Below are 13,508 nucleotides of genomic sequence, written 5' to 3'. Positions count from 1 at the left end.
TCTTTTTATTTTGCATAATCTTTTTTCATCCTATTTTTTTATTGCTGAAATTAAGTTTATCTTCAACTTCAGTTGTCTCTGTATTTTCCAATTTGCCAAGTGAAATACTTAATGGGACTTCTGTTCGCCCTTTCTCATCACCATAGTATAAAACCGATTGCCAATTGATTTCTGATTGATTTTGTTCATCTTTTTCAGTTTGCTTAGGTTTTACTTCTACGAATATCCACTCTTTAAAGTTATGAACTAAATCCACAAGCATATTGACAGGTCCGATAAAAGTTAATGCAGCCCATCCACAAGTAAAGGCGTTAAAAAAGGAAAATAAAGCATTCGGCCAATTGCCAAGCATGAAAGAGCGCCAGCAAATAAAAGCAGAATAAACAATAATAATGATCGGCGCTAAGATATAAAGTGTTGGCGTGCCAGTCCGGTCATTAACCTTAGGTGTTCGGGCAAAAGGAATTTTTTCACTTGTTAATAACTGTTGGATTGACTTTAGTACTCCAGCCAAATTAACAGCCAACAAGATTAGATTGAGACCATAAATTCGGAAGATGTCCATTCGTTTATAACGATTGTATTTTAAATCACTCGCCATTGCAGTAAAGTAAGGGACAGCTGCACCAACAATAAAAATACTCAATAAACGATCGTCAAAGGGATAGGCTAATAGGAAGATTAAGCCAAAACTAGCCCAAGCAATAGATGCCATGTAATTCACTCGCAACAAGATTTCCATTAACTTAATTGGATTCCCTTCTTGACGGCGTTGGCGAATAGTAGCAAATAGTTTCGACATAATGATTAATCCACCATTAGCCCAACGACGACGTTGAATAACTAAAGAACCGAAATCTGGTGGAGTTGCTGAGTAACTCAAACGCTCCGGATAATTCGCCAAAGTCCAACCATTTTTTTCTAAATCAATACTAGACTCCGTATCCTCAATTACTGTACGGTCTTGAATAAAACGGCGAATTTTAAATCCATTTACATATTCTGTTTCGGCAATTTCCTCGATTGCACGTTTTCGGATAACCGCGTTCGCCCCTACCCAAAAAGTTGCGCCATAATACGTTGTTCCTTGGTGTAAGGTGTGTTGAATATCTGTTGTAGCACCAGCAATTCGTTCGATTCGAGTTGGACATCCACGGAAAGAAGAATAAGGAGTTTGTGTTACAGCTACTTTTTCATTTCCTTCTTGATTCAATAGATAGACCAGACGTAAACAATACTCTCTTAGCAGAATAGAATCGGCATCGAGCGTTAGTAAAAATTCAGTATCTGGAATAACTAAATCTGCTTCTGCCTCTGAAGATACTCTCTGCAATACTTTACCAGCTGGTGTTTGGCGAATCTTGTAGCTCCCTCCCATTAAATCAATATAAGAGTTAAGATTCATAGCTTTATTGGCTTCATCAGATAAAGAAACATACTGTTTTCGTTGGAAATACCCTACTTTTCCGGTAAAAATCCATACTAATCGAGAATAAAACTGATAGATACGTTCATAGCTCATGTAATATTTTTCTTTTGTAGATTTCTCTAATGCTACTGCTGTTACTTCTAATTCCTCAGCTAAAGCTCTTAAAACATGATTATTAAAGAAATCATCTACATGAGTCTCCGAAGGTTCTTCATCAGCAAATTTATTAATCCATTTGGCAGCATATTTATATTGCTTTATTAAATCATTTAAAGTAGAAGAAGAGATTTCCCCTGTTTTGTTAAATGTATTTTCAAAATCGTCACGAGCTTTTGCTAGCTTTGTATAAGGGACTTCCAAAAGCTCTGTTATTTCTTTTGCAAGATTCATAGTTGCTTGCAATTTTTCCCTTTTTTGCGGATCTGTTGGATTTGGCTTATCATCAATCAAAAGTTGTACATTGATTTCCGGATATTCTTGTAATATAGCTGATAGTAATGTTTTTCGAATAACGTCAACCTCTTCATCATACGAAGGAACCAAAACAGTAATTCCTGGTTGATTCTCAGAAAAATAAGCAGATAAAGTTTCCCGTGGGATCCGAGTATGCTCTTTAAATCGGATCAATGCCCCTTGTCTAGAAAAAAGATACATCAATGCGGAAAAACATAGTGTCGTAACAATCAAGATATATAATCCCGCTTCTACGACTTGTTTAAAAGTTCCATTTCCATTATGCAGTTGATCAAAAATTGTGGATGCTACATAAAGCAGCCAAAATCCAATCGTAAACAAAATATAGATTCGATTCAATGTCAATTTTGCAGTGGATGGTTTTTCATGCACTCTTGGTAATGGTTCCAAATTGCTTTCAGTGTACAGTTGTCTTTTCATTTTGTTCATCCCTCTTGTTAGTCAAGTCCCTATTATTGGGTAAATAAAAAAATACAATGTTTCAACTATTTTTGGGTGGGCAGATTAAATTGTCACGTCAAAAATCTCCCATCCTTTTCCGAATAAACTCTTTTCCACTTTTACCGGAGTTTAAAAAAAGAAAAATTAGACCTTTAGAATCTTCTAACTTTAAAATAATAGCAATAATAATATGAACTGGTAATAGTAGTATAAGACCCCAAAAAAAGCGCCAAATAAATCCACTAAGCGCTTAGTAAATAAATAGATCCTTCTTTTTAATTGTTTCTTTCGATAAGAGTGGCTACAGAAGCATATTCTAATTGTTCAAATCTCAATTGCTTTCAATCTATTCATCTATCCTTAATTAATATTGACTGTTAACATTTCATGTAAATACTTCAGTAAATCTTCTCTTAGGTCTTCATTTTTTAAAGCAAAATCAATTGTTGTCTTAATAAACCCTAATTTTTCACCAACGTCGTGACGCTTTCCTTCAAAGTCATATGCAAACACACGTTGAATTGAATTTAATTTTTGAATGGCATCTGTCAACTGAATTTCGCCACCTGCACCGATATTTTGTTCTTCTAAATACATAAAAATTTCAGGTGTAAATACATAACGACCCATGATTGCTAAATTAGAAGGTGCTGTACCTGGTGCTGGCTTTTCGACAAAGTTTTTTACTTCGTATCTTCTACCCTCTTGCATAATTGGTTCAACAATGCCATAACGATATGTTTCTTCATCTGGTACTGTTTGAACACCAATCACTGAAGAATATGTTTTATCATATTGGTCCATTAGCTGCTTTAAACCTGGTGTTTGTGCTTCAACAATGTCATCACCAAGTAATACTGCAAATGGTTCGTTGCCGATAAAATTACGCGCACACCATACAGCGTGACCTAATCCTTTAGGTTCTTTTTGTCTTATGTAATGAATGTCGATATTAGATGGAGCTTTAACCTGTTCTAATAACGCATATTTTTCTTTTTCTAATAAATTTTGTTCTAGCTCATATGAATAATCAAAATGATCTTCAATTGCGCGTTTTCCTTTACCTGTTACGATAATGATATCTTCGATGCCTGATTCAATTGCTTCTTCAACAATGTATTGAATTGTTGGTTTGTCTACGATTGGTAGCATTTCTTTCGGCATAGCTTTTGTTGCAGGTAAAAAGCGTGTACCTAAACCCGCTGCTGGTATAATTGCTTTGCTTACTTTCTTCAATTTCTAATTCCCTCCATTGCTTTCCTTCCCCAAATGAATAAAGTTTCCACTTCTATACTCATGTGATTAAATACACAAGAAGAAACTCTATTTTCTTTTAAAATAAATATAATTAGGGCATCTAACCCCTCCTCACACTCATTGTTAGCAGTTACTGATGCTCATATCATTTCACAAGTGTGTGATGGCTTGTAATAATCTGTTTAGAAGCTAGTTGTCAGAGGTATTAAGGAGCATCAAACAGAATCTCATCATATTGTTCATGCATTTGTACAATCTAAATTTAAATTGATTAATAACTCCGTATAAAATAGCTGGACTCTTAATAACGACATTGTATGTTGATCAATTGAATATTTGTTTGAATTTGATTATTCTGATAAATCAAAGAATCTTTTGTTCCTTTTTAGTTAACTAATAATTGAGTTGAAGATTAATAGATTGGGGTTATAAATAAATAGCAAAGAATCCTGTAATCCTTTTATTATTCCATTAAAATATACCCTCAGAATCAACAATGCTTAGTATAACAATTACTTAACAAAAAGTTAAGTAGAAATTTAGCTAAAAATAGGAAATTTTAGCTTAATTTGCCATAAAACAAAGTTTTTTGTCGATTTTTTTTACCTGATTTTTGGAAAGCCTTACAAACTGGTCTATTTTTGTTACATTCATTAATGAAAATCGTAACATTAGATATTATTCTTAAATAATTAATGTGTTGTAATTCGAATAATAATTAATGAAATGATTAAATTATTTTTTTTACTTTTTCAGTAAAAATCTCTAGCACATTCCAACTTTTCTGTTATATAACAATTAGTAAATAATTATCTCGTATTAAAACAAATTGGAAACAAATTAGTCAATCATTTAATCCAAAGGGAGTGTTGTTAATAATTAGTAGAGAAGAGCGTAAAATATGGTTCAATTTTTGGAATTAACAAAAGGATATTCAACTGAGGACTTAGTTTTCATGATAGATGCTGATTTAAACTACTTTTACGATACGGCGTATACTTATATGTTACATCACGCTGAGTAAGATCTTACAAGTTTGGATTACTGCACGAATAAAATAAAAAGCTAGGTGACTATCCTAATTTGGATTCACCCAGCTTTTTCATTTTACGAATTTTTCAGTGGTTAATGCTGTATCCAATTACTGATTTTTCCTCTTTTTTAAGAAATTACAAAAGACCCCAAAAGTCCTGCTTTTCCGACTATATACCTTAATTTGTAACAAAAATATTTTAAAAGAGTATTTACTATCATTTTTTGTTATATCAGTATTTTTGTTTTACCAGTATATGGTAAAACAATCAGATTAACTTTTTTGTTGTTTAGTTGTCTAATAGGGTTTGTACAAAAAATTTTTAAAAAACAATAAAAGTGATTTTCTCTATCCAAACCTTTGCCTTATAAAAATAAAAAAGCTAACTGGCATCCTTTAAAAGAATCCACCTAACTTTTTAATTACACTCATCTTCAATAAGCAAGCGTTTCAAACCGATACCCTTTTCCCTTAATCGTTTTAATATATCTAGGATAATTTGGAAGTTCCTCAATTTTATGTCGCAAACTATGAATATAAATATCGATTAATCTTCTATTTTTATAAACAGAAATCACTTCCATTAGTTCTTCTCTTGTTACAATAAAGCCGGCTTTTTTTATTAAAAACAGTAAAATTGCATATTCCCTACCATTTAATTCAATCCTCATTTTGTTTTTGTAAACCTCTTCTCGATTTAAATAGAAGGAAATGTCTCCAAAATATAAAACTTTTTCTCGGTCTTCTTCTATTTTTTCATTGCCTGCCCTCCTCATAACTGCTTTTATTCTTGCGGACAAGTCTCTAGGATGAATCGGATATTTAACATATTGATCCGCTCCCGCTTCAATGCAAATCGCTGCTTCGTATGAATCGTAAGTTTCAACTAATAATATGATCGGTATTTCTGATATCCTTCTTATTCTCATGATTAATGGAATAAACTCGGCCAAGACTTGGCTTTTCATTAATACTATGCATCCTTTTAAGAAACCAAGATGTATTTCTTCATTAAAATCTCCATATCGATATGTGCTGATTTTAATTAGTCCGAATTGTTTACTTTGTTGAAGCACATGTTCAATCTCGTTTTGATCTTGGATGATGACAATTTGCTCCACCGTATATCTCTCCCATTTTTTACTGTTTATACGGTCATTTTAATTGGTTATTAACAAAAAAGGGGGACTTTCACTATACCTTTACAAATTCTTTACGTAGCGTTAAAAGCAAGTTAATCTTTCTGGGATATTGTTAAAAAAATAGTAGAAAACAACTTGGGGGATACTGAAGATACACTGAGAAAAGTACTTTTAATAGTCGTCGCAATCACAGTAATGATTATCTTTAGCGGCTTGTGGAATTGCCTATCACCCTAATTTAAGTACATCTGAAAAACAATTAACTGGTAGTATGAAATCAATATCAATAAAATAGAAGAAACTAAACACAAATAACCTTTCTCACCCCCAATTTTAATATAAAAAAAGCTACGATTTGGTCTTATCCCTGTCAAGTAGACAGATAAAAAAAGCTATGCTGCTAACGCGTGTCGGTATTCAACTGGCGCGCGTTTTTTTAATTTTTTTTGAAAACGTTTGTAATTATAGTGGTAAATATAGTCCTCGATCGCTTGTCTAATTTCTTCTTCTGATTTACACTGTTTTATATACAACTTCTCTGTTTTGAGATGCGAAAAGAAGGATTCAATGCAGGCGTTATCTAGGCAGTTTCCTTTGCGAGAGTGGCTGCCTTTTATGCCATAATCCTCTAATCGTTTATTGTATGCCTTAGACGTATACTGAAAGCCTTGATCTGAATGGAGAACGGCTTCAGCTACGTCTTTTTTTCTTGCCCATTGCGTAACTGTATTCAAAACAAGTTCAAGGTCATTGCGTTTTGATAGTTGCCAGCTTACTATTTCATTATTAAACAGATCTTGAATGACAGATAAATAATAAAATTGTTTACCATCCGAAACATAGGTAATATCCGTAACCATTTTTTGATTAGGTCCCGTAGCCCTAAATTTCCTCTGAAGTCGATTAGGGTAGATAACCGAAGGAGTCTTTCCATGTCGTTTTCTTTTCTTTCGAATGATCGATTGGATCTTCATTTCCTTCATCAGGCGATACACTTTTTTATGATTAATCCTGTAGCCGTTTTCTTTTAAACTGTCAGTCATCCGTGGGTATCCAAACTCTGGATTAAGTAAATGCACACCTATCATGTGTTCTCGTATATCTTGATTTTCTTCAACTTTAATCTTCCTATTTATTTTTTTACTTTTCCACTTATAGTAGCTCGCAGGCTTCACATACGCGATTTCTAATAACCAAGTAATTGGATGGGTAACTTTTAGCTCTTCAATCATTTCATACTTTATTTGTTGGGGGATATCATCTACTCCTTTATCAGATTTGGATACTGCTTTTTTAGGTATTCTACCTGCGCTTTTAAGTAGTCTCTTTCTTCTTCTACTGATTTAAATTTCGTTCGTGGTCTACCTTTAAGTGGATTTGTACCCCCGCCTCGCACATCAAATGGTTCGCCACTTCCCCACTTCTTAACCCAAACTTTAAGCTGGGTGCAATGTCGAATTCCTAGTTCTTCAGCTATTACTCGATAACTTTGGCTACCATTAACATACTTCATCACTGCTTTTAATTTAAATTCTTCTGTATAGCTTTGAAACTGTTGACCTTTTTTAGCCATAGAAAAATCCCCTCCAAGTCACATTCATATCTTCATGTTAACATGAAGCTTTTTTCGAATGTCTACCTAAAGGGGATAATATCAATTCGTGTTTGAATCGTAGCTTTTTGTTTAATTTAAAGATCAATTATCGTCTTCTTATTAATGATTCTCTCTTTAAGTTCTGCACAAAGCTCAATAACCCTTTGTGTTTTCTCCTCATATTTCATATTCAATACATGATAAAGCGTAAGATCACGACATTTTAAAAATGAAGGAATTCGGCTATACCATTCTTCATCTAATACATATTCGGTTTCATAACCTTTTCGAAAGATTTCTAACTGTCTTTTTGCGAAATTTGATTTTTCTTCGAATGATGCCTTACTACCCCAAGCAGTATAATATAGGACAATTGCGATATCTGAAATGAAATAATTATATTGCAGGTCATCGAAATCAAAAGCCGTTATTCCACCTTTATCATTTACGAAGAAATTGTGGAGATGCAAGTCACTATGGATTAATCCATATGAATCTTTCTTTCTGTCATAGCTTTGGATTTCTTCTATTAATTCTTTCGTAAAAATACCAAGCTCATCATCAGCTACCATTTCATTTAAATAAGCTTCTTCGTCCCAATGCTCACGATGATTTGTTACAGGATAGTCAACTGTTAACGCGTGAAGCTTTCCGATTGTTTTTCCCCATGTGTACATTAGATCATCATTCCACACAGCTGGGTTTGTACGATCAACTAATTGACCATCTGCCCATTCAAACATTGATGCATAAAAACTTGTGCCATCACTTGCATTTTGGACTTCTACTAAATGACCGTTTAAAGAAGGTAAAGAACCTGCTGCATTTGCTCCGTTTTCTCTAGCATATTTTAAAAACTCTAGCTCAGCCTCAATTTCTTCTTTTGAGCGATGAGATGAATGCGTTAATCGTAAAATGCGAACCGTTCCATCAGCCAGCTTACCTTTAAATAGATAGTTCTCGAACTCTCCGACTGGTTTTTCTTCTACTGTAATCCCAAATTGTGATGCTGCATTCGCTAAAATCTCTTTAGTAAAAACTCTTTCAACTGCCTGTTCCATTTTTTAATCCCCCGAAACGTAGTTTAAATATACATAGATTAAATATCTAATTACTTATTCCTCAGTTTCCAGGTATTTCCTGCAACTTTTTTACTAAATAATGACTAATCATTCATATTTCGGTATTCATTTGGAGTCATCCCAACGATTTTCTTAAACACTTTTCGAAAATATTTATCATCCTGATAGCCGATTTTCCCAGCTATTTCATAGATTTTCAAATTTGGGAATTTCAATAATTCTTTCGCTTTTTCAATCCGAATTGAAACAATATAATCTGATATATTCACACCATAAATTTGTTTAAACTTACGGGATATATATTCACGACTTAAATAAAATTTCTCTGAGAACTCTTGGAGTGAAATTTCTTCAGCATAGTTAAGTTGAATATAATTTGCGATTGCTTCAATACTATTCAGTTCTTGGTTCGATTGATTCTTTTCTTGAATAATCGATTGAACTCTTTCCCTTTGAGTCGCTACATAATCACCAATTTCAAAATGCCCTTTCGCATTCCAGAACAATTCCAGATTCACTTCCTGAATCGTTTGAAGTGATAGTTTATTAATCCAATGATTAAGGAAGATTAGAAACTCCTGATGCAATGAAAGTAACTGCGCAAAAGGTAGATAATTCTTCTGTGCGATTCGTTTACTAAAAAGTTGAATGACTTCATCGTAAATATATATATCCTGTTTCTCAACCATTTGTTCAAATAAATTGATGATTTCTACTAGATTAATCGGATTATACTCTTTTATATCTTCATATGAATAAACTGGTACATCTCGCTTTTCTAAAATATTTACGTGCTGTAGAACATTTACAACTTCATCATACCCAGACTGGATCGAATCAATTGTTAACTTTCTACTGATTGCAAAATGAAACGGGAAAGGTACAACTGTCGATAAAATTTTAGCTAGATGCTGAATACTATCAGTTACTTGCTCGCCCCAATAGAGTAAGCAAATCTCCTTTGTACCTTGTAAATTACGAAACGCAATTCCTCCATTTTGGTTTTGAAGAACTTCATTTACTATATTCAATAGGGCAAAGAAGCATAAATCCTCCGGCCAAATATCTTTAAATGTCTCTAGATTTCGTAATTTTAGTAAAGAAACATGTAAAGTTTGCCCTTCATCATATCCTAATTGGTTTAACATGTTCTGATTATATTCTTTACCGTAAAGAGCATTTGTTAATTCTTTGTCTCTATAAACAGGTAAAACTTCCTGCAGCAAACGAAAATCATTTAACGCATCAATTCTCTCTTTTTCTTTTTCATTCCAATCTGATACTACTTTTACCAAAGTTTCATTCAATATATCCGGATCAATTGGTTTCAATAAATAATCAGACGCACCGAACTGAATGGCTTCTCTCATATAATGATAGTCATCATATCCCGTTACAACGATTACTTTACAATTAATATTTTCTGAATGAAGCCACTTTAATAATCCTCTACCGTCTAGCTCTGGCATCATTAAATCAGTAAATATAATTGTCGGTCTTTCCTTTATAATGATGTCTTGAGCAATCGCTCCATTTTCTGCTTCTAATACTTGAGTAACACCAATTGCATCCCAATCTGCAAGAAGTTTTACACCTTCTCGTACATGCTTTTCGTCATCTATTAGTAGAACCTTCATGATTAACTTCTCCTCTTGTCATTTCAATCGGTAAGATTATCGTTACTACAAAGTTTTCATGCTTCACACTTTCTATTTTTACTTCTGCTTTTTTACCATAATAGAAATGAATGCGATCAGAAATATTTTTTAAACCGATACTCTCGTTAGTATTTAATCCACCTTCTGATAGCGATGTATTGATGATTTCTAATTCCTCTTCTGAAGCACCTTCACCATTATCAGCAATGACTATTTTTAAGCGATTATCTTCTTGTCTATGAATCGAAATATTTAATTCACCAAGCTTTTGTTGTTTTTCAAAACCATGTTTAAAGAAATTTTCCACGATTGGCTGTAAAATCATTTTTGGCATTTTTACTTTATTTAACCCTTCATCTACTTCCAGGTTATAAACAAATTTGCCATCATAACGTTCATTTTGAAGCGATAAATAATCTTTTATATGGTTTAGTTCATCCTTAAGCGTTACAAAATCTTCGTTATTTTTCATGCTATATCTCATGATTTTTGATAGTGACATAATTAATCGATACACTTTAATTCCGTCATTTTTTAATGAAAGAGTTCCAATTGACTGCAAGGCATTGTATAAAAAATGCGGATTAATTTGAGACTGAAGTACTTTTAGTTGATTCGTTTTATTCTCTATTTGAAGCTTGTATTCTTTTATATATAAATCATTTAACGTATCGACCATTGAAGTAAAATGTTTACCTAACTGACCAAACTCATCATTTCCTAATGTATCAAAAGAAACCGCAAGTTCTCCCTTCTCAATCCGCTGCATATCACGAATCAAGATTCGTATCGGTCGTGTAAATCTGAATGATACGATAATAGTCAAAATGATGACTAATAAGACTGAAATTGCCCCGAGAGTAACTGTAATTTTCAATAATTGATTCGAGTTATGGTAGAGATTCTTATAAGGAATGCTTTTAATGATTGTCCATTGTTGATGATTGCTTCTTATTTTGTCATACACATAAACTCCACTAAAATCCTTGCCCTTCCATTCAAAACTAAATTCACCTGATTGATCTGTGCTAATTTTTTTATACCATTTTGTTTCTAGCTTTTTACCTATCAGCTTTTTTTCAGATGAATACAGAACAACATTCCCATCACCAACAACGAAAAGATGTTCCTCACCTTTTTTATATATCCGATCAAAAATTTCATTAATTCTACTTAATTCAATATCGATTGATAAAAAGCCTAGCCATTGGTCGGATGTAACATTATTTAAAAAATAATGAAATGATACAACCTGCTTAACTGGCTCAATTCGAAAATCAGATAAATTATTATAATTTTGAATCGGATGAGTCGGTTGAATATAATACGAGTCCCTCGAATAACTTAAATTTCTATATGTGGGAATTTGATTGAAATTATACAATTTCCCTCGACTACTCACCTTTGCATTGTAAACGGTGTAATCATCCTTACCCTTCGTTAAATATAAATGCAACTGCTCGATTTCTCTTCTAGAAAAATAAAGTCCTAATAAACTACGTTGAATTTCAGCAGAATTTTGTTCGATGTAAGCTGTAGCACCATTTTCTAACACCGACAAAAACGGTCTATTACTATAAATGGACAATGGAATACCGTAAATTTCATTAAAATAATTCAATAAGTCATTTCCACTACGCTTCAATAAATCATAATTCGTATTTACGAATTCCTTCGTAACCGTGTTTTTCGTATAAAAATAACTTGCTATAATTGATAACCCAAATGGAATAATGGTTGCGATTAATAATAAGATTATTAGCTTACTTCTAATACTGTTTTTCATGATAACATCCTTTGCGGAAACGTTTGCACTTTCTATTATCTAGTTTATCAGAAAGTTTAAATTTTAAATATAGAAAACTGAGAGTTAGTTGTTGAGAGTGCACTAAGACAAAAAAACAAACTGGGAATAATAAAAAACCCACAAGGAAATTTAATTCCTTGTGGGTTGCCTTAATCTATAGAGGAAAATTAGGGAAGCCTCAAATTAAGAATTTATTTTTTTAATTTCATCCAAGTATCTTCAAGAGATTTTAACATTTCATCAGCAGATTTTTGCTTTCCAACATAAGCTTGCATTGATGCACCAAACTCATTTGTAGCTCCATCTGGGTATTTGAACCAGTTCCAAGATAATGTTTTACCTTCAGCAGAGTATTTTTGTAAGTCGTCTGCGATTGGTCCTAAGTTTTTACCTTGAATTGTTTTTAATGCTGGGATAAACTTGAATTTTTCTACAATGTATTTCTTACCTGTGTCAGAAGTAACCATCCACGCTAAGAATTTTTTAGCTTCTTCTTTGTTTTTAGAGTTTTTGTTAACTACCCAGTTATTCGGTACACCCATTGGTAATTTGTCCATTGCTGCTTTGTCATCGTTGATTGGCATTGGTAACACGCCTAAGTTCATGTTTGGAGTGATTCCATCAACCATACCTTGAATCCAGTTACCTTGTTGGATCATAGCAGTTTTACCTTGAGCAAAGTTTGTTACTTGCGTGTTGTAATCCGTTGTTAAAGGATTTTTGTTACCGTATTTAATCGTTAAATCAAACAGTTTCATAAATTGTTTGAATTTCTCATTGTCTTGAATTTTCACTTTACCAGAAGAAACGTCCTTCATGAACTGATCTGGATCTTGTTGTTGAGCGAAAGGAATATTTAATAAGTGAATTCCTAGAATCCACCACTCACCATATCCAACTGAGAAAGGTGTGATACCTGCTTTTTGAAGCTTTTCAGCTGCTGCAGTTAATTCGCTTAAAGTTTTTGGAGCTTCAGTAATACCAGCTTTTGCGAATAAGTCTTTATTGTAAATAAAACCATAACCTTCAGTATTCATTGGCATACCGTAAAGTTTGCCGTCAATTGTCATTGGTTTTTCAGTTCCTGGATATAAATCTTTTACCCATGATTGATCAGAAAGATCTTCTAATTTATCTTTCCAAGTTATTGCTTCTTGGAATCCACCGTTGTTAAAGATATCAGGCTCGTTACCTGAAGCAAATTGAGCTTTTAATGCAGCACCGTAGTCAGCACCGCCACCTACAGTTTGAATTTTAACTGTTACGTTTGGATTTTCTTTATGGTAATCCTTCGCCATTTGTTCTAAATCTTTCGCAATCTCAGCTTTAAACTGGAATACGTTTAATGTTACTTTTTTATCCTTTGAATCATTTGAACCTTTGTCTGAAGATCCCCCAGAACAAGCAGAGAATAACATCACTGAAGTTGTTAATGCTGCTGCTACCTTTAGCATCTTTTTCATCCTAAAAACCCCCGTCTTAATATTCTTTATTTTGAATACGCTTTCATTATACATTTAAAAACAAACAACTTTAGATAGTCTAAATTGACATGATGGGTGGAATATATTGATAGCTTCCACCCAGTCAC

The 13,508-nt window shown here is 33.0% G+C and carries 10 protein-coding genes; 1 reads left to right on the top strand and 9 read right to left on the bottom strand.

The features are described 5' to 3' along the window. Nucleotides 1-25 precede the first annotated feature (25 nt). Nucleotides 26-2,323 carry a glycosyltransferase family 2 protein gene (locus tag MY490_RS02365; RefSeq protein ID WP_248267824.1) on the bottom strand — a complete coding sequence of 766 codons (2,298 nt, stop codon included), beginning with the start codon at nt 2,321-2,323 and terminating at the stop codon, nt 26-28. A 381-nt stretch (nt 2,324-2,704) separates the two neighbouring features. Beyond that, nucleotides 2,705-3,580, bottom strand: coding sequence for a UTP--glucose-1-phosphate uridylyltransferase GalU (galU, locus tag MY490_RS02360; protein WP_248267823.1), 876 nt, complete (start codon nt 3,578-3,580; stop codon nt 2,705-2,707). 922 nt (nt 3,581-4,502) lie between these two features. On the opposite strand from galU, the gene MY490_RS02355 reads away from it, so the two are divergent. Further along, on the top strand, nt 4,503-4,625 hold the full coding sequence (locus MY490_RS02355; protein WP_248267822.1) for a transporter: 123 nt from the start codon (nt 4,503-4,505) through the stop codon (nt 4,623-4,625). 443 nt (nt 4,626-5,068) lie between these two features. Here MY490_RS02355 and MY490_RS02350 read toward each other — a convergent pair whose 3' ends face one another. The 7 genes from MY490_RS02350 to MY490_RS02325 all read right to left on the bottom strand — a co-directional run bounded on the left by MY490_RS02350 (nt 5,069) and on the right by MY490_RS02325 (nt 13,380). After that, a complete protein-coding gene (locus MY490_RS02350; RefSeq protein ID WP_248267821.1) occupies nt 5,069-5,755 on the bottom strand; it encodes a winged helix-turn-helix domain-containing protein in 687 nt (228 codons plus the stop codon). Nucleotides 5,756-6,168: 413 nt separating this feature from the next. Further along, nucleotides 6,169-7,077, bottom strand: a complete 909-nt coding sequence (locus MY490_RS02345) for an IS3 family transposase (RefSeq protein WP_432707058.1) — start codon at nt 7,075-7,077, stop codon at nt 6,169-6,171. Next, nucleotides 7,038-7,349 (bottom strand): transposase, encoded by a 312-nt coding sequence (locus MY490_RS22275; protein ID WP_432707032.1) that lies wholly within the window; start codon nt 7,347-7,349, stop codon nt 7,038-7,040. Before MY490_RS22275 ends, MY490_RS02345 begins: the two co-directional genes overlap by 40 nt. 116 nt (nt 7,350-7,465) lie before the next feature. Next, nucleotides 7,466-8,431 carry a phosphotransferase enzyme family protein gene (locus MY490_RS02340; RefSeq protein WP_248267820.1) on the bottom strand — a complete coding sequence of 322 codons (966 nt, stop codon included), beginning with the start codon at nt 8,429-8,431 and terminating at the stop codon, nt 7,466-7,468. 104 nt (nt 8,432-8,535) lie between these two features. Continuing rightward, a complete protein-coding gene (locus tag MY490_RS02335) occupies nt 8,536-10,089 on the bottom strand; it encodes a response regulator transcription factor (protein ID WP_248267819.1) in 1,554 nt (517 codons plus the stop codon). Beyond that, a complete protein-coding gene (locus MY490_RS02330; RefSeq protein WP_248267818.1) occupies nt 10,067-11,896 on the bottom strand; it encodes a sensor histidine kinase in 1,830 nt (609 codons plus the stop codon). The genes MY490_RS02335 and MY490_RS02330 overlap by 23 nt, the downstream gene beginning before the upstream one ends. A gap of 212 nt (nt 11,897-12,108) precedes the next feature. Further along, entirely contained in the window at nt 12,109-13,380 is a 1,272-nt protein-coding gene (locus tag MY490_RS02325) for an ABC transporter substrate-binding protein (RefSeq protein WP_248267817.1), read from the bottom strand. Nucleotides 13,381-13,508: the final 128 nt, after the last annotated feature.

The sequence above is a fragment of the Gottfriedia acidiceleris genome, from assembly GCF_023115465.1.
GTDB classification, from domain to species: Bacteria; Bacillota; Bacilli; order Bacillales; family Bacillaceae_G; genus Gottfriedia; species Gottfriedia acidiceleris_B.
Note: the sequence above shows the minus strand (reverse complement) of the source record. Positions and strands in the feature narration are given on the sequence as shown.